This window comes from Acinetobacter sp. YH12151 (assembly GCF_013418355.1).
GTDB classification, from domain to species: Bacteria; Pseudomonadota; Gammaproteobacteria; order Pseudomonadales; family Moraxellaceae; genus Acinetobacter; species Acinetobacter pseudolwoffii.
In genome coordinates this window covers 1-16,692 of sequence record NZ_VPCG01000048.1, presented here as the reverse complement: position 1 = coordinate 16,692, position 16,692 = coordinate 1, and the positions used below count along the sequence as shown (strand labels likewise).

General features: G+C 41.3%; 15 protein-coding genes and 4 pseudogenes. 9 read left to right on the top strand and 10 right to left on the bottom strand.

Annotated features, from left to right (window positions below; genetic code table 11):
- Window positions 1-124: 124 nt before the first annotated feature.
- The 5 genes and pseudogenes from FTU82_RS13665 to FTU82_RS13645 all read left to right on the top strand — a co-directional run.
- Window positions 125-1,378 (top strand): annotated as a pseudogene (locus FTU82_RS13665) (site-specific integrase); the annotation flags it as partial.
- Window positions 1,379-1,508: 130 nt separating this feature from the next.
- Window positions 1,509-1,871 carry an MbcA/ParS/Xre antitoxin family protein gene (locus FTU82_RS13660; protein WP_159138971.1) on the top strand — a complete coding sequence of 121 codons (363 nt, stop codon included), beginning with the start codon at window positions 1,509-1,511 and terminating at the stop codon, window positions 1,869-1,871.
- 291 nt (window positions 1,872-2,162) lie between these two features.
- The gene (locus FTU82_RS13655) at window positions 2,163-2,423 is read left to right on the top strand and encodes a helix-turn-helix domain-containing protein (RefSeq protein ID WP_159138970.1); all 261 of its coding nucleotides are present in this window, start codon (window positions 2,163-2,165) and stop codon (window positions 2,421-2,423) included.
- Window positions 2,424-2,612: 189 nt separating this feature from the next.
- The gene (locus tag FTU82_RS13650) at window positions 2,613-2,921 is read left to right on the top strand and encodes a helix-turn-helix transcriptional regulator (RefSeq protein ID WP_004282130.1); all 309 of its coding nucleotides are present in this window, start codon (window positions 2,613-2,615) and stop codon (window positions 2,919-2,921) included.
- Complete coding sequence (locus FTU82_RS13645) at window positions 2,918-4,207, top strand: type II toxin-antitoxin system HipA family toxin (protein ID WP_159138969.1); 1,290 nt, start codon at window positions 2,918-2,920, stop codon at window positions 4,205-4,207. Before FTU82_RS13650 ends, FTU82_RS13645 begins: the two co-directional genes overlap by 4 nt.
- 17 nt (window positions 4,208-4,224) lie before the next feature.
- On the opposite strand, the gene FTU82_RS13640 is transcribed toward FTU82_RS13645, so the two are convergent.
- Window positions 4,225-7,572, bottom strand: coding sequence for a DEAD/DEAH box helicase (locus tag FTU82_RS13640; protein ID WP_159138968.1), 3,348 nt, complete (start codon window positions 7,570-7,572; stop codon window positions 4,225-4,227).
- Between the two features lie 264 nt (window positions 7,573-7,836).
- Window positions 7,837-8,730: pseudogene (locus FTU82_RS13635) on the bottom strand (IS481 family transposase); the annotation flags it as partial.
- Window positions 8,731-8,934: 204 nt separating this feature from the next.
- On the opposite strand from FTU82_RS13635, the gene FTU82_RS13630 reads away from it, so the two are divergent.
- From FTU82_RS13630 to FTU82_RS13615, 4 genes and pseudogenes are all read left to right on the top strand, one after another.
- Complete coding sequence (locus FTU82_RS13630) at window positions 8,935-9,237, top strand: helix-turn-helix domain-containing protein (protein ID WP_159138966.1); 303 nt, start codon at window positions 8,935-8,937, stop codon at window positions 9,235-9,237.
- A gap of 64 nt (window positions 9,238-9,301) precedes the next feature.
- Window positions 9,302-9,490 (top strand): annotated as a pseudogene (locus FTU82_RS13625) (type II toxin-antitoxin system HipA family toxin); the annotation flags it as partial.
- A 115-nt stretch (window positions 9,491-9,605) separates the two neighbouring features.
- Window positions 9,606-9,842 carry a VF530 family DNA-binding protein gene (locus FTU82_RS13620; protein ID WP_002058193.1) on the top strand — a complete coding sequence of 79 codons (237 nt, stop codon included), beginning with the start codon at window positions 9,606-9,608 and terminating at the stop codon, window positions 9,840-9,842.
- Window positions 9,843-10,093: 251 nt separating this feature from the next.
- Window positions 10,094-10,405, top strand: a pseudogene (locus FTU82_RS13615) (ion transporter); the annotation flags it as partial.
- A 103-nt stretch (window positions 10,406-10,508) separates the two neighbouring features.
- Here the strand turns inward: FTU82_RS13615 and FTU82_RS13610 are convergent.
- From FTU82_RS13610 to arsC, 8 genes are all read right to left on the bottom strand, one after another.
- Window positions 10,509-11,588 (bottom strand): ArsO family NAD(P)H-dependent flavin-containing monooxygenase, encoded by a 1,080-nt coding sequence (locus FTU82_RS13610; protein WP_005093691.1) that lies wholly within the window; start codon window positions 11,586-11,588, stop codon window positions 10,509-10,511.
- 94 nt (window positions 11,589-11,682) lie between these two features.
- Entirely contained in the window at window positions 11,683-12,387 is a 705-nt protein-coding gene (gene arsH, locus FTU82_RS13605; protein ID WP_035337425.1) for an arsenical resistance protein ArsH, read from the bottom strand.
- A gap of 4 nt (window positions 12,388-12,391) precedes the next feature.
- The gene (gene arsB / locus FTU82_RS13600; RefSeq protein ID WP_005093695.1) at window positions 12,392-13,432 is read right to left on the bottom strand and encodes an ACR3 family arsenite efflux transporter; all 1,041 of its coding nucleotides are present in this window, start codon (window positions 13,430-13,432) and stop codon (window positions 12,392-12,394) included.
- A gap of 5 nt (window positions 13,433-13,437) precedes the next feature.
- The gene (locus FTU82_RS13595) at window positions 13,438-13,911 is read right to left on the bottom strand and encodes an arsenate reductase ArsC (RefSeq protein ID WP_074382687.1); all 474 of its coding nucleotides are present in this window, start codon (window positions 13,909-13,911) and stop codon (window positions 13,438-13,440) included.
- Window positions 13,912-13,917: 6 nt separating this feature from the next.
- A complete protein-coding gene (locus FTU82_RS13590; RefSeq protein ID WP_005093699.1) occupies window positions 13,918-14,238 on the bottom strand; it encodes a metalloregulator ArsR/SmtB family transcription factor in 321 nt (106 codons plus the stop codon).
- Between the two features lie 192 nt (window positions 14,239-14,430).
- On the bottom strand, window positions 14,431-14,670 hold the full coding sequence (locus FTU82_RS13585; protein WP_005093701.1) for a thioredoxin family protein: 240 nt from the start codon (window positions 14,668-14,670) through the stop codon (window positions 14,431-14,433).
- A gap of 19 nt (window positions 14,671-14,689) precedes the next feature.
- Window positions 14,690-15,709 (bottom strand): permease, encoded by a 1,020-nt coding sequence (locus tag FTU82_RS13580; protein ID WP_180072818.1) that lies wholly within the window; start codon window positions 15,707-15,709, stop codon window positions 14,690-14,692.
- Window positions 15,710-15,995: 286 nt separating this feature from the next.
- Entirely contained in the window at window positions 15,996-16,430 is a 435-nt protein-coding gene (gene arsC, locus FTU82_RS13575; protein ID WP_005093706.1) for an arsenate reductase (glutaredoxin), read from the bottom strand.
- Window positions 16,431-16,692: the final 262 nt, after the last annotated feature.

The window sequence follows — 16,692 nt, the reverse complement described above, 5'->3', positions numbered from 1 at the left end:
TACATAGTGCACTAGGTTATGTATCACCTTTTGATTTTGAAGCAATGTACTATGATAAGATTAACCCGTTAGGTCAGGTGGCCTAACTTAAATAAAAAACTCTCCGACAAACCCGGTACGGTTCAAACTGAATAAACACACTGTCACTGTGCCCCTAAAACTGATATTGAATCAGGTCTTTAAAGAGCATCATTACTCCTTTCACTCTTTTCGTCACACGGCAGCGAATCATTTATCGCTTTTACTGAACTGTGAATATGCACCACTTGTGCAAGAGCTGACTGACTATAGTGAAAACGAATATGAAAAAATTCGAGCTGAACTTCTTCAAAATCAACATGGACAAAACCATTGGTTTGTTATTGCACATCTTTTAGGGCATATAGAACCCGTTGAAACTTTCAAAAGTTATATTCACTTTAGTTATCTCATTGCTGGTCAAAAACTACTGAAACATCATCCAGATATGCCAAATGAACTGGCTAAAAAAATCATGGGCTACAATGCAACGTTTAAAAATTTGAAAATAACAACGGATGAAAAAGACTTTAATTTTGAAAAAAATCAGGCAGTTCTAGCAACTATATTATTGAACGATCAAACAAACTGGCTCCAAAGTAATGCTACTGACATTCTTAACGAACTGTCAGTACAAACAAATCAACCCCATGACTTTTTTGCTTTTTTCGCCGGCACAGAGGATTCTAAAATTTCACTTCAACGCTTTTATGAAACACTCAACTTATTAGAGACTACTCACGATCCTAAAAGTGCAGCTCAACGTATATGCTTACCAGAAGAGCTCGTAAATTATTGGTATGAAAATGCCCTAAATTTAGCAGACATTAAATCAAAAAAAGGGAATCCTCGTTTATTTAGTATTGATAGCTCAACCCTTTTAAAGCCAGCGATGCTTGATACCGCTGAAGAGCTTCACGCTGTGACTTATTTTTTTGAACATCTACAGAAAATAACTCGCAAAAATCCAATACAAATTGAATTCATTTTGAATGTATTTTTGAGTCGAGTGACCGCATCACACACAGGTATCCATTATCGCTGGAAGGATATCAATCATCTCGAACATTTTTATTCCCAGGTTAAGGCTTTATTTCCTGCCAAATTTTGGCACTTATTTGGACAAGATTTGCAAACAAAGTTAGATGCTAAACAACAGCCTCAACTTTTCAAATTAGCAAAAGCATCAACAGATAAACATCCATCAACTCAAGAGGAATTTCCTCGTCTACAACTCTACTCAGTAAAAGATGGTCATGCTCTTGCTGCATTTAAATTTTGCTTACATCTAGCCTGTATCGGTAGACCACGATCTCTTGAACTTAAAGCTGAAAGTCTAAAAATAACTACATGCTGTTAAATAATTTAACCGTTGCTTCCTTATCTAAAGCCAAATTTAATATATCTTTAGTAAAAATTGGATGTCTGATCAACGATAATTAAATAGTATAAACTCTATGAATTAGCAGCGTCTGAAACAGGGATCGGTCATGCGTACAACATCAGAAAAAACTGCAAAACAGAAAATGATATTAGCTAAGGCAGTTTTAGCTGCTGCTGAACGACTTGGTCTTGCACACGATCAACTAGCCTTAATACTGAATATAGATTCAGTGAAAAATTTAACCTCTCTTGAATTAGATCCCACTTCAAAACAGGGAGAAATCGCCCTCACTTTAATCCGTATTACCACATCACTAGATGCTCTGACAGGTGGGGATACAGCCTGGATGCAGCATTTTATAAAATCACCCAATAAATTGTTGAGTGGTATTCCAATAGAACAGATTCAGAACCCTCAGGGATTGGCCTCTGTTTTACAATTGGTGGAAGGTCTTCGGGCTAAACTTTAAGATAAGCAAAGTATTACAGAAAAATTTGAAAGTGATAGTCCTCTCCAATAATTCAAATGCGAGGTATAAGAATCCCCTCTTCTTCTCAAGATGTATATGTCTGGCCTAATTCCGTCAATTAATTGCGAACTGCTGCTATATATTGGATTTTATTAACCTGATGCGAGGCAAATCCTCCTTATAAACTCAATAGCTATTCAAGAACCATTATAAAAAGTTTGCTATATAGCGAACATTCACCATAATTAGTTAAAAGTTTGCTATATGGCTAACAAATTTCGGGAGAAAAAAATGGCTACACGAGGTGAAATAGGTAAAGAAATACGTTTGGCAAGAAAAGGGTTAGGCTATACACAGAAAAGCCTTGCAGAAAAAACTCAAGTCAATAAAACAACAATTTCAGAGATGGAAAATGGCCATTTTACAGGTTCATTTGATATATTTGAACGTGTGCTTGATGGTGTTGGTTTACAATTCGAAGTGAATAAAAAAAAGCATAAATTGCCGCAGTGGGATGAAATTGAAGCAATATTTTCGGAAGATGATGAATGAAATTATTTACAGGCTCTATCATTTGGTATTTACGTCCAACAATGCAAAATCAACAACAACTTGAACACCCATTTCTCATACAAGTAGGGCTATTTTACAGATCGAAATGATAAATTCATAAATTGCTTTTCAAAAAAAAAGAAACTAATATGTTTCTTATATGACCTAAAAGCAATAAATGTATCTACAATGAATAAGTCTTTACTTCAGCAAATCAAAAAAAGACGAACCCAATTGGGCTTAAAGCAAGTTGATATGCAATCCCGTACAGGCATTTCAAGACAGCAATACCAAAAGTTGGAAAGTCAGGGTAACCCTCGATTAGAGACCTTAGAAATTATCGCGGCAGGATTAAATGCTCAACTGATGCTCATCCCTGATGATAAGGTTCATTTGATTAGACAATTATTGAATGATGAAATTAAAGTCACTATTGAAGATCAGGATGACTTAATGACTAACCCATGGAAGGGTCTTCTCGGAGGAGAGGAACCATGAATACTGTTGCCGTCCTGAAATTAACATTACATCACGCTGTCGTTGGATACTTGGCAGGATTTCAGAGCGGAAAAAATATTCTGGTTTTTACAGATTCTTTCCGCTTTGATCAGCAACGTCCGACCTTGAGCCTGCTAACTTCCCCCTTGTATCCTCAAGCGGATAAAATTTTAGAAAAGACCTATGTTACACATCAGCGCTTACACCCCTTGCTATCAAACTTGCTACCAGAAGGGGCATTACGTGAACTGATTGCACAAAGCCTCAAAGTACATATAGACAATGAATTTCAGTTATTGGCAGATTTAGGTCATGATTTACCTGGAGCACTCATTGCGACTCCATTAGATCCAGAAGAAATTCCAGATGAAATAAAATTCAAACTGCAGATCTCGAATCCAGATCAAATTTTAAAGCAAGAGATTCGAACAGATAATAAGTTTTCCTTGGCCGGCGTCCAAATGAAGTTTTCCATGAAAGCCAAAGATGGGCGTTTTACACTAGCACAGGCAACGGAAACGACTCTACTCGGGGACTGGATTATCAAAACTCCTTCTTCCAGACATGCTTTTGTTCCGCTAAATGAATATTCTATGATGACCCTTGCCAAAACGGTCGGAATAGATGTCCCTGAGATTCGCTTGGTGGATATGGCCCTTTTACAAGACCTTCCACCATTAAATTTACCCCAAGAGCAATATGCTTTCGCAATCAAAAGATTTGATAGACAGAGTACTGCTGATACTACAGACCTTATTCACATCGAAGATTTTGCTCAGATCTTCGGCGCATATCCACATCAGAAATACAGCACCACAAATTATGAGCAGATAGGAAAGATCATTTATCAATTTTCAGATAACAAAATTTTTGATATTCAGCAATTTGCTAGCCGTTTACTCATAAATATTTTACTCGCCAATGGAGATGCACACTTAAAGAACTGGAGTATGATTTATCACGATAAAAGAATCCCAAGATTATCTCCCGCATACGATATATTAATGACCAGTGTATATATTGAAAATGAGCGTCATTTCGCATTAAATCTTGCCAAAAATAAAGATTGGTATCTAGCTGAGATGAAGCATTTTAAGCAATGGGCAGAAAAAGTCGGCGTTCCATGGCGTGTTATTGAAAAACAACTTCACGCGATCATGGACAAAGCACGGTCAGTATGGCCAGTGCTATTACTAGACTTACCTATGATTTCCGCTCATAAAGAAAAATTAAGAGCACATTGGAAAAAATTGCATCCAGACTTTCAGATACTTACAGATGATTAGGGTAATCTGAAACCAAACTAAAATTTCTCAAACAAGTTCATCACGTCATTTTCCGTCAGTTTCGCTTCGCCCTCATGATCGGTACTTAGAATAGACTGTGCCAGTTCTGCTTTATTTTGCTGTAAGGCAAGAATTTTTTCTTCTATGCTTTTATTGGTAATCAGCTTATACACAAATACTGGCTTGTCCTGTCCAATCCGCCATGCACGATCTGAAGCTTGATCTTCAGCAGCAGGGTTCCACCATGGATCATAGTGAATGACTGTATCTGCGGCGGTTAAATTCAGACCGACCCCTCCTGCTTTCAGACTGATTAAAAATACCGGCACTTGTCCAGACTGAAATGCTGTAATGACTTCATCTCGCTTTTTGGTCTTTCCAGTCAGCTTCACATAGCCAATTTCTGCGTGATGGAGCTGTTGCTCAATCAGTTCCAACATTGAGGTAAACTGAGAGAAGATCAGAATTTTTCGCCCCTCCTCCACCATTGGAACGACCATATCCATCAACTGTTCAAGTTTGGCAGAGTGTGCCTGCCCGGTTTTCACTGAATCCAGCTTTAGTAAGCTAGGATGGCAGCACACCTGACGTAGCTTCAGTAAGGCATCTAAAATTTGAATTTGACTACGTTTAAAGCCTTTTTCTGCCACAATTTTCTGAATATTTTCCTGCATCGTGGCACGAACAGCCTCATATAACTTGGATTGCTGGTCATTCATATCAATATTGACTTCAATCGTAGTTTTTTCTGGCAATTCTTTGGCTACGTCAGTTTTCAAGCGACGTAAAATGAAGGGCTTAATCCGGTTGACCAGCTTTTGCCTTAACTGCTGATCACCGCGTTTTTCAATCGGATGACGGTACTTTTTATTAAAAATTTCTTGTGAATATAAAAATCCTGGCATCAGGAAATAAAATAGTGCCCACAGTTCACCCAAATGATTTTCCATCGGGGTACCTGTTAGACACAAACGATGTCGTGCTTTTAATTGGCGTACTACCTGTGCAGCTTTGGCACGCGGATTTTTGATATTCTGCGCCTCATCCAAAATGAGTTGATGATATTCATATTGCTTTAGTTGTTCTTCATCTCTCGCTAGAAGCGGATAGGTGGTTAACACAATATCATAGTGCGGAATCTGCTCAAAATTCTGATGGCGGTCGGGCCCCTGTAGCAGCAATACCTTGAGCTCAGGGGTAAATTTCTCCGCTTCTTTGAACCAGTTATGCATCAGCGATGTGGGTGCAACAATTAAGGCGGGACTGTCCTGCAAATATCCAGCCTGCTTTTCCATGAGTAAATGGGCTAAAGTTTGTGCTGTTTTCCCCAAGCCCATATCATCTGCCAGAATCCCGCCATGCTGGGTTTCCCTTAAAAACTGTAACCAGCCTAAGCCCTGCTGCTGGTATGGACGCAACTCCCCCTGAAAACCTTGTGGTGTCGGCAGTTGTTGCTGATAGCCTTGTTTGAATTTCTGTACAAATTGCTGCAGGCGATCACTGACCTGCCATGTCATCCCAAGATTATGCTGCAATTCTAATAATTGACTCGCATCATAGCGATCAATACTGCGCTCTTCTTGCTGTAAAATGCTCTGCAGATGTAACAATACCGGCTTAATATCCCTAGCGGATAGAGCCAAATCAGGTTGATCAACTGCAGTTTTCACGGTGAAAATTTGACTGTCATGCAGATGAATAAACGTCCGCGGATCAAGTAAATCAGGATTTACTCGCACCAAAGCTACGAGCGCATCAAGCAAATTATAAGAATTACCTGCACTGTCTTGAACCGTCGCCCCGATATTGAACCAGTCCTGCTGACCTTCAGATTCAGTGATAGAAATATTTAAATTTTCGACATATTGCAGGTTAAAGGGGCTGTTTTCCAGATGCTCTATCTGCCAGCCCATCAACTCAATTTGATTGATGGGCATGAGCTGTTTGATCCAGTCTCCATAGAAAGCAAAAACCATAGAATCAAGACGTTGTTTATCCAGTTTTAATTGCTGGTCATAACTAAGATCTTTCACCCACTCCAGTGATTCGACCAACAATTGTAAACGCTGGATTGCCTGTTGTTCCTGAACAAAATCCCGAAGCTGTCGCACCATTTTGCCATGCTGCTCACCAATAAAACTGTCACCTGATGTACCTGCTTTTATTCGCCCACCTGCATAGGAGAATTCAATTTCAGCACAAACAGACTCCTCTAATTTCCAATCAAATTTATCTAAAACACCAAAGCGTAAAATTGGCTGGGGGCTACCCTCAAGGACCTCAACATGCTGAATAGACTCGGGCTGAGGCAGATTTTTCACGTCTGAATATTGATGAGTCAGTTGCTCAAACTCTGGCAAGAGCGTAGCTGGAAGATCAGGCATCTGTAAAAAATGGTAGAGCAGATTTGCCGTATATTCACCATATAACTGGCCCACCGTGTTCTGTTGAATATCCACATAACATGGTGGCTGGCTCGCGAGAATCTGGATATGTGGATTTGATTTTAAATCGAGTCGAATATCGCCATTGACCAATTCAATGTTTAAATGCTCCGTCTGTTTGTTGACACCTTGTTCCCAGATCAATTCGATGTGATAGCCTTGTTCTGACCATTGAAGTGCAGCATAGCTCTTTTTTTGCCAGTACACATCGCCACTTTGAATAAAAGATTTAAAGTGCTCCAATGAAATTCCGGAGATATCAAGATTGCTTTGATAAAAACGCTCGTCGCTGTTTATTTTGGCGTAATAATAAATCTGGTTAAATAATTGTCGTTTTTGTTCCGGTAAAGTCAGATGCTTTCTGGTGATATTTTCATAGTGCGTATAATCACTTTCACCGGCAATCGAGCCATTTTTATTGCGTCTGGCCTTCTGCACCACAAGGGTCAATTTCTTTGAGCTGACAGACTGATTTAACAGGTAAATTAAACATGTGTTTGTTTTGGCAGGCTGCTCAGGTTCAGTCTGTTGTAAATACCGTTTAAAATCATTCAACCAGCGTTGCGCCTGATCATACCCCTGTTTGCGTTTTGCGATTCCCTGTGGGGATTGAGAGTCAGCATAACGCTGCTGAAATTCCTGGCGATATTCCTGAAAGAATAACCGCGCTAAAGCCGCAGCATGTTTACAGTTATATCCAACCGGACAAGTGCAGTCGTCATCAATTAAACGGTCTTTTTGGGGATTATAGGTAATCGCAGTATCATAATAATCTGTCCCTTCAATTTGGGCATACATCGTGACACCGTCTTTTTCCTCAAAGAACTCAATCGTTTCCCTATCAATGTGTTTAGCATAGCTAAGGCTGCGCTGAATAGTTGCAGTACTAAAGCGAGATAGAAAATTGATCAATGAGGACATAATTACCAGACACTAAAAATGTTTATACAATTATAACGGACAAAGCTGTCATTTCAGAACAGTAGCCGAACTGCTCAACCTGAGCACAGATTCGACTCACTCAATAGGAATATTGTGAATAAAGACAATCAAATTCGAGAAGTTAAACAGTTCATTGAGATCGAAAATATCCTGATAGAAAGTGATCATTTCTTCACAACAGTTAATTTTAAACCAAATGGGGTCAAAAGTTTTAGCATTGTTTCTATGTGTGATTCATAGAGATCATTTCAATTTAGCGATCTCTAGATCCGTCTTGTAATTGGCATGTTGAATCCGTTCATTTGAGGGGTTGTATTGCTTCTGGACTTCATCTGAGAAAGGAGTTTCTTCACATAATTCAAAGTACCTCTCCATCGGTGTTTTACCTTTCAACGCTGAATGTGGTCTCATCCAGTTATAGTAATGCTGCCATTCGGCTAGCTTGTCTTGGATATCCTCAGAATCGATATCTACAGTAGCGTAGAACTCAGATTTATCAGTTTTTTGCGAATGCTCTACCTTGCCATTCAGATGAGGTGAACCTGGTTTATTTGGCCTAAATTTGATTCCATGCTGCATCATTTTTTTCTGTACTTTTTCAGCAAAGAATTCCCGCCCACGATCGGTCTGTATTCGCTGTATGGGAAAAGGCATTTCTTCAATTACGCAGTCTAAAAAGTCGAGAGTATTCGCTGCTGTTCGGCGTTTATATATCCTTAAAACGCGATATCGTGTGCAGTCATCGATAGATGTGTACTGATATAGTCCTGGACCCAGTTTACAGGTATCCATTTAAATTCTATCGCCTGATAATGGGCGTTCATAACGAATGAAATCTGCTTTACGACGGAATTTTTTAATCGGTTTGACTTGATGGGTGGATAGTACTTTATGGATAGTCGCTAAGGACAACGAGACTCCGTGCAGCCTCATCAATTCTGTTTGCAAACGTCGAGCACCAAAATTTCTAGCTGAGCGCATTTCTAATATTAAGGCTTCTAGCTCAGCATTGATTTTAGTATTTGGCGATTTTAAGGGACGTCTACTCTGGCTACTTAATCCATCAATACCTTGCTCAGAATATCGTTTCCACCACTTGCGTAACGTTGGTCTAGAAATGCCACATCTCCGACAAACCCGGTACGGTTCACTCGGCAATGATTTATTTATTACCATAGATTGTATTAGATTCCATTAGATTGTAAATGTCTAATTAGATTTCTTTAATCTAATAGGATCTAATCAGGCCAATAAAGCACCTTCTTACCGATCAACTGGTTTATTTTATAACTCCATTATTTTGTGGTTTAATAGACATATATGGACATAAGACCCAATATTATGGATTTAAAATTCAGAAAACCTGAAGAAGTTGTTGGATTATTATGTGAGAGGCTTCGTAAAGAACGACTTTATCTGGAAATGACTCAGGCAGATGTTGCTGCACGTGCTGGTATTGGTGTGAATACAGTATCCAATCTGGAAGCAGGTCGAAATGTTTCATTTGAAAATTTAGTACACGTTGCCATGGTCCTAGGCCGATTACAAGAATTAGAGGAACTCTTCAAACCTCATTTAAACAGTGTAGATGATATTCTTCGCTATGAGAGCAATACGGCTCGCCAACGTATCAAAAGGAAATAAATCCATGCTCAAAAAACTTAATGTTTACTACAATGAATGGGGTGAATATTGGCTTTAGGGTACACTGGTCTCCTCAACAGCAATCACAGGTCGACCATTAATTGCCTTTGAATACAGTGCTGAAGCGATCCGTAAAGGTTTAGAGCTTTCCTCTTACCTACTTCCATTAAAAGGTGACCCATTAAGAAAAAACTTTCCTACACAGCAAATGGGATTACCAAGTCATATATATGATGCATCACCCGATGGCTGGGTGTGCTCCAGAATTTTGGTGGCTATTCAGTCCATCATTACTTACATTCCAACTCTCTAGTTTTCCAACTAGCCCAGGTTATAATAATGGCCACCCAAAATACGATTGATCTATTATGAACACCTCCAATGACCCTTTACACGGCAAAAAACTTGCTGACATTTTGGATGAATTATTGGATTACTACGGTGGCTTTGAAGGTTTAAGTCGTAAAATTGAAATTAGATGTTTTTGCATAGACCCAAGTGTTAAATCATCATTGCGATTCTTGCGTACCACACCATGGGCACGTGAAAAAGTAGAAAGCTTATATTTGTACGTCTTACGCCAAAAGGCAAAACAGAAACCGTAGCCCCAGGCAACACCCCTCTCATTATAAAATTATACCAGTCAGTAAAACACCTTTAGATTAAGCATGTGTATGTTGGTTATTATTGTTGATTATCACAATAAATTAGTGACCAAAAATCAAAGTACCCCACCCTACCTTAAATTACACCACACAAAATAAAAACTCTATACAACTGTTATATATAGAGTTTATTAAAATACCAATTATGTTATTTAGTGTATTTTATGTCGGTGACTCTTGCCAAGGTTGGGGTCATTACCATTTTAGGGGTAGGTCTGGCAGCACTTCCTGCGGGTATTCTGGCCAATGGCCTGGCCAATGAGCTGAGACAACGCAAACACAAGCTGGAATTAAGATTTCGTGAACTGCTTGATGACGCAGAAATTGACTTGATTGAAGATCAAGAAAAAATTGAAACTTTACGTAAAGAAGTCGGGCTGAGCACAGAGCAAATGCAGGATATCCTGTTAGAGCTTATTCATGAGCGCAAGAAAGAACAACTCGAGCAGGAAAAAAACAAGTATTTCTTCTGCCCGCATTGTGGGCATAAGTTACCTGATTAAAAGGTAGCCAGATCATCGCGAGCATCAGACCATAGGATATGATACTTGTTGCAGGCAGATGCTATTCACTCAATTTTTTCGTTTGAAGCAGGATCAAGTCATTTCAATCTAAAAACGCAGCGATTTCATCGGCCACTGCCCTGGATGTCCGGGAAACTCCGACCAGCGTCGCCGAAGCAGCACCGGTCCATTCCCCATAACCGACCAGCCATAAATTCGGCAGCTGAACCGAGCGGCCATCCTTCACTGCGATGGTCTGGTCCTGCTGGATAATCCCGAGGCTGCTAAGATGATTCAGCGCCGCCTTAAATCCGGTACACCAGATCACTGCATCCACTTGCGCGGTGCTGCCATCTTCCCACATCACGCCATGTTCGGTAAAAGCCGAAAATGGACGCTTGCTCTGTAAAACGCCTCGCTCACGTGCCTCTTTGACTGAATCAATCATGACAATATCGCCCAGACCACCAATGGGCTGCTCGATCTTTCTACCTTGCTGCTGGGCTTTCAAACGCTCGGTCGCCCTTAAGAACAGGACACGGCCATCGACATCATCTGCCAGAAATTGCGGCGGTGTCTGGGTGATCCAAAGCGTTTCAGCTACCTGGGAAACCTCGGCCAGGATTTGCGCACCGGAGTTGCCACTACCCACGATCATGACTTTCTTGTTTTTAAATAACTCAGCATTTTTATAATCTGCTGAATGAAGTTGTATACCCTGAAAATGCTCACGACCTGCATACTCGGGAATAAATGGTTGGCTCCATGTCCCTGTAGCGCTTACCACCGCTTTGGCTTTCCAGGATTGTTCCCCGGCATAGACCTCTAAATATGTCCCTTTGTTTTCCACGCGCTCCACATGCACCGGACGAACTACAGGAAAGTGATAGCGCTGCTCATAGGCGGTCAAATAATCGATCACCTCATTGCGGGTCGGATAGGTCTGTTCGGTCGCCGGCATCATCCAGCCCGACAGCGAACTCCAGCTATTGGGGGAGAAAAGACGCAAGGACTCCCAGGCATGCTGCCAGGCACCTCCAGGCTGAGGCTGATCATCCAGGATGATAAACGGAATATTCTTGCGCTTTAAGAAATAAGCCGTGGACAAACCGGCCTGTCCAGCACCGATGATGATCACATCTGTTTCGATCTGTTTTATGTCCAAAGCCTTTTCCCCTTGCATTTTTCTGTCGTTCTTGATGCAGCATCCCGCTTTTTCAGCGGGTTTCTGCTGATTTCTCTGATTGACCGGACAGCCTGATCAAGCAAATTCAGTCTTACAAACTGCGCTGATTTACCCGTTTGGAAAGCTCTTCAGCCGATTCCTTGCGTTCTGAATAACGATCTGTCAGGTATTTGCTTTGACCACGAGTCAGCAAGGTAAATTTATACAGTTCTTCCATCACATCCACAATCCGGTCATAGAATGCTGATGGCTTCATTCGTCCATCTTCTTCAAATTCCAGGAATGCTTTTGGAATTGAAGACTGATTTGGAATCGTGATCATCCGCATCCAACGCCCCAAAACACGCATCTGGTTCAGACTGTTAAAGGACTGTGATCCCCCACTGACTTGCATCAAGGCAAGGGTTTTTCCTTGAGTGGCACGAATTGCGCCCCCTGCCAGTGGAATCCAGTCAATCTGGGATTTAAAGATGGAACTCATAGAACCATGTCGTTCCGGTGAACACCACACCATGCCTTCTGACCATGCTAAAAGTTCATGCAACTCTTTTACTTTTGGATGCTCAGTATCCGCATCTTCAGGTAAAGGAAGCCCTTTAGGATGAAAGATTTTTACTTCTGCCCCAAAATATTCAAGGATTCGACCAGCTTCAAGAACTGCAAGGCGACTGTAAGAACGTTCCCGATTAGACCCATAGAGCAGTAAAATCCGAGGAGGATGAGCTAGTTCTTTGGCTTGGACTTTTTCAAAGGTGGGTTGTTCAATAAGATTTGGATCTACGTTAGGCAGGTTCATCATATCAAGCCTCTTTAAAATATTTCTTTCTTAGCCACAGTGAAACACTCACTAAAGCAATTAACACAGGTACTTCAACCAATGGCCCAATAATCGTGGTAAAAGCAACCGGCGAAGCAATACCAAAAGTTGCAATGGCGACTGCAAGTGATAATTCAAAATTATTTCCAGCCGCAGTAAATGAGATTGCAGCAGTTTTTGGATAATCATTGCCCATCCATTTACTCATAAAGAAGCTAATAAAGAACATGGCCACAAAGTAAATGATTAAAGGAATCGCGATGCGTAAAACTTCCAGTGGAAGACTCACAACATCACCCCCTTTTAAGCTAAACATGGCCAAAATCGTAAACAGCAAAGCCATTAAACTCAGCGGGCTGATTTTTGGAATGAACCTGGTTTGATACCATTCCACGCCTTTTTGTTTCACCAAAATTAAGCGCGTTAAGAAACCCAATAAGAACGGAATTCCAAGATAAATCAGAACAGCATGGGTAATGGTCCAGAAGCTAACATTGATCACTTGAGCTTCAATACCAAAATATGGCGGAAGGAAGGTCAGGAATAACCAGGCGTAGGTACTGAAGAATAAAATCTGGAAAATACTGTTAAACGCCACCAATGCTGCAACATATTGGTTATCACCACAGGCCAGACCATTCCACACCAGTACCATGGCGATACATCGAGCTAAACCAATCAGGATCACGCCTGTCATATACTCTGGATAGCTATGCAAAAAAATCACAGCCAACGCAAACATCAGTACCGGAGCAATCAACCAGTTTTGAATTAAAGATAGCGTCAGGGTTTTTTTATCCTTAAACACTTGTGGCAAGGTCGCATAATCCACTTTTGCCAGGGGTGGATACATCATCAGAATCAGACCAATCGCGATTGGAATATTGACTGAATTAATACTGAATTGATCCAGAGCAACCGATGCTTGAGGAAAAAAGTTTCCTATTGCGATGCCTAACGCCATGGCAATAAAAATCCACAGCGTCAGGTTGCGATCTAAAAAGGACATGCGTTTTTCAGACATGTGACTTACTCAACATTCGAAATTTGATTAATCGCTGCAATCAATTGTGAGCGAGAAAGTTCATCTACGTTAAGTTTAAACAAAGTATCCAGGCGACGATTGATATGTTCAACAGTGTTCATAAAGGCTTGCATTTTTTCTTCTTTATCCACCTCTAAATGTGACGGATCAGACAGGCCCCAGTGCGCCTTGATCGCTCCGCCAAGATAAAGAGGACACGCTTCCTGTGCAGCCGCATCACAGACGGTAATCACCACGTCTGGCTGATACTGTTCACAGGCATCAATCGTCTTGCTGGATAAGCCTTTAGTCGACAAGCCCAGATTGTGCAGGGTTTCAAGCGTCAAGGGATGCACCTGACCGGAAGGTTTGCTGCCAGCACTGTAAGCGACCCAGCCTTCTGGCGCACGGCTATTGAACAACACTTCAGATAGAATGCTGCGGCAACTGTTCCCCGTGCATAAAAACAAAAATTTCATGAAAACTTACTCGCAATGGCTCTGAATCGATAGAGCGGAAGAATCAAATAAAACCGGAACGTCACTACGTTTCAGTACGTCCAGAATTTCAAAGCACCAGGCCGGTAATTGCGGATTGAGGCTGTAGTACACCCACTGGCTTTGCCGACGATCGTTGAGCAGACCGCAAGACCGCAACAAGGCCAAATGCCGTGAAATTTTTGGTTGGCTTAACTGCAGTTTATCGGTCAGATCACAGACGCATTGCTCTTTATTTTCCGCAATCAGCAGGACAATACTGAGACGTGTTTCATCAGATAAACATTTAAAAAACTGAACGTGGTCCATAGCTGCTCCCCTTCTATTATGCAAATATATACATATCCATATATATAGTAAATAGTACAAGTGAAAAATTATATCTGGATCAGGATATCACAGCCAGAAAGCGCTGGATTTAACAGTTTCCCTCTTCTTCCAATATAGAAAAACCAGCGACTTGAACCACTGGTTTTCTTCGCTACAACTTTAATTTTGAAGTTATTTATTTTTCTCGATCAGTTCCGCGATAGCCTGAGCTTCCAGAATTTTACCACTCGATACGATTTTACTGTCAATCATCAGACCCGGTGTGCTTAACAGTCCGGTTTCGGCAATCTGCATCATATCCGTGACATACTCAATGTCCGCTTTGACACCGGTGCTTTTCACTGCTTCTTCAGTTGCAGCCAACAGGGCCTTACATTTACGGCAGCCTGTACCCAAAACTTTAATTTTCATCTTTTATTCTCCATACATTTTATAAAAACCAGTCACCCAAAGTATTCAGGCTATAGCCAATAATCAAGATTCCCACAAAAACGATCCCTATAAACAGGCTCAATAAGCGGGTTTTCACCACCTGTTTTAACAGGATCAGGGATGGCAGGGAAAGTGCTGTTACCGCCATCATAAAGGCCAATACCGTCCCCAACCCCACACCTTTCACCACCAAAGCTTCTGCAATCGGCAAAGTGCCAAAAATATCTGCATACATCGGTATGCCTATGATTGTAGCAATCAGTACGGAATACCAGTGATCCTGACCAAGCAAGGCGGTAATCCACTGTTCAGGAATCCAGTTATGAATTGCCGCGCCAATCCCTACGCCAATCAACACATACATCCAGACCTTGCTAAAGATTTCCACCACCTGTTCCCAGGCAAATTCCCGGCACTCTTTCGCAGACATTTTAAAATCTTCATCACCCTGAGCTGTACTATTTTGCGTAACAAATTTAGCGACATACTTTTCCATTTTGAAAAAGCTGATGAGTGATCCACCAATAACTGCCAAAATCAGACCAAGAACCACATAGATCATGGCAATTTTCCAGTTAAAAATACTGGCCAATAAAATAATCGAAGCCAGATCGACTAAGGGAGATGAAATCAGAAAGGAAAAGGTCACCCCCACAGGCAGTCCGGCACGGGTAAAACCGATAAACAGCGGAATGGAAGAACAGGAACAAAATGGGGTAATGGTGCCGAGCAAGGCCCCCATGATATTGGCTTTGATCCCGGTCATGCGTCCCAGAATCTGCCGGGTGCGTTCAGGCGGAAAATAACTCTGGATATACGACAGGCTATAGATCAGGACTGAGAGCAGAATAAAGATCTTAAAAACATCATAAATAAAGAAGTGAATACTGCCACCGAGCCGGGTCACCACCGATAAACCGAAGACATTTTCGACCAGCCAGCGCACGCCTTCCGAGAGCCAGGTCATTTTAAGCAGCACATCATTCAGCCAGGCAAAAATCGCGATTATGCTTTCCATTTAAAGCTCCTGGTTTTAGGGGGATGAGATCAGGTCGATGCACTCATCGGCAGATTTTTGAACCATTGACCTGCGCAACAGTTTCCAGTCGGTAGCCTGTGTAAGATTTGAAAAATGGTACTCTCTGTCAAAACCTGATACGGGGAAACTGCCTGCTGATGATCCAATTCCTTTATCCTTCAAGAACCTATTTCATTCAGTATGTAAATGATATGGATCATCGTCCATGTGTTTTTCAGATAAAAAAGCTCCAATCAAGTTGAAGCTTTTTCGTAGGGGGGACACTTTATTTTACCCGATTGCCCTGTTGATCCACGATGATTTCACCGTCTTCTTTGGCAAAGGCTTTTAATTGTGGCGAAGGCAGAATATCCAGTACCACTTCCGATGGGCGGCATAATCGGGTTCCAAGCTCGGTAACCACCAACGGGCGGTTGATCAGGATCGGATGTTGCAGCATGGCATCAAGCAGTTTCTCATCGCTCCAGCCGGCATCATCTAGATTCAGCTCGGTATAGGGATCGACATTTTTACGGAGCGCATCTCTTACCGATAAACCTGCATCAGAAATCAGTTGAATCAGCTCATCACGAGAAGGAGGCGTAACTAGATATTCGATCACTTCAGGCTCAATTCCCGCATTGCGAATTAAAGCCAGCGTATTGCGTGAGGTACCACAGGCTGGATTATGATAAATTTGGACTTTTGGCATTTGATCCATGAGCTTTACTCTTATCAATGAATCATAGCTTTGTATATGAATATACGCATATTCGCAATATAAAATATATGTGTTTTTCAGATGTAACCTGATATGAGAAGTCCAAAATCATTTGAAGCAGTTTCAAAATGAATAGGGCTTTGTTGCACAAACCTATCTGTAAAGGCTTTTTCAGCGATATAATTTTCAAATGAAGAAGCCTACACACAAAATCTACCGCACAACCAATTGGCCCGCATATAACCGAGCACTCATGAGTCGC

Bases quoted from the DNA above. Each gene is read 5' to 3' on its own strand.
- arsC (WP_005093706.1), bottom strand. From the start codon at position 16,430: ATGGATCAAATGCCAAAAGTCCAAATTTATCATAATCCAGCCTGTGGT.
- FTU82_RS13645 (WP_159138969.1), top strand. From the start codon at position 2,918: ATGAATACTGTTGCCGTCCTGAAATTAACATTACATCACGCTGTCGTT.
- FTU82_RS13620 (WP_002058193.1), top strand. From the start codon at position 9,606: ATGAACACCTCCAATGACCCTTTACACGGCAAAAAACTTGCTGACATT.
- arsH (WP_035337425.1), bottom strand. From the start codon at position 12,387: ATGAACCTGCCTAACGTAGATCCAAATCTTATTGAACAACCCACCTTT.
- FTU82_RS13590 (WP_005093699.1), bottom strand. From the start codon at position 14,238: ATGGACCACGTTCAGTTTTTTAAATGTTTATCTGATGAAACACGTCTC.
- FTU82_RS13610 (WP_005093691.1), bottom strand. From the start codon at position 11,588: ATGCAAGGGGAAAAGGCTTTGGACATAAAACAGATCGAAACAGATGTG.
- arsB (WP_005093695.1), bottom strand. From the start codon at position 13,432: ATGTCTGAAAAACGCATGTCCTTTTTAGATCGCAACCTGACGCTGTGG.
- FTU82_RS13655 (WP_159138970.1), top strand. From the start codon at position 2,163: ATGGCTACACGAGGTGAAATAGGTAAAGAAATACGTTTGGCAAGAAAA.
- FTU82_RS13650 (WP_004282130.1), top strand. From the start codon at position 2,613: ATGAATAAGTCTTTACTTCAGCAAATCAAAAAAAGACGAACCCAATTG.
- FTU82_RS13585 (WP_005093701.1), bottom strand. From the start codon at position 14,670: ATGAAAATTAAAGTTTTGGGTACAGGCTGCCGTAAATGTAAGGCCCTG.
- FTU82_RS13630 (WP_159138966.1), top strand. From the start codon at position 8,935: ATGGATTTAAAATTCAGAAAACCTGAAGAAGTTGTTGGATTATTATGT.
- FTU82_RS13640 (WP_159138968.1), bottom strand. From the start codon at position 7,572: ATGTCCTCATTGATCAATTTTCTATCTCGCTTTAGTACTGCAACTATT.
- FTU82_RS13580 (WP_180072818.1), bottom strand. From the start codon at position 15,709: ATGGAAAGCATAATCGCGATTTTTGCCTGGCTGAATGATGTGCTGCTT.
- FTU82_RS13595 (WP_074382687.1), bottom strand. From the start codon at position 13,911: ATGAAATTTTTGTTTTTATGCACGGGGAACAGTTGCCGCAGCATTCTA.
- FTU82_RS13660 (WP_159138971.1), top strand. From the start codon at position 1,509: ATGCGTACAACATCAGAAAAAACTGCAAAACAGAAAATGATATTAGCT.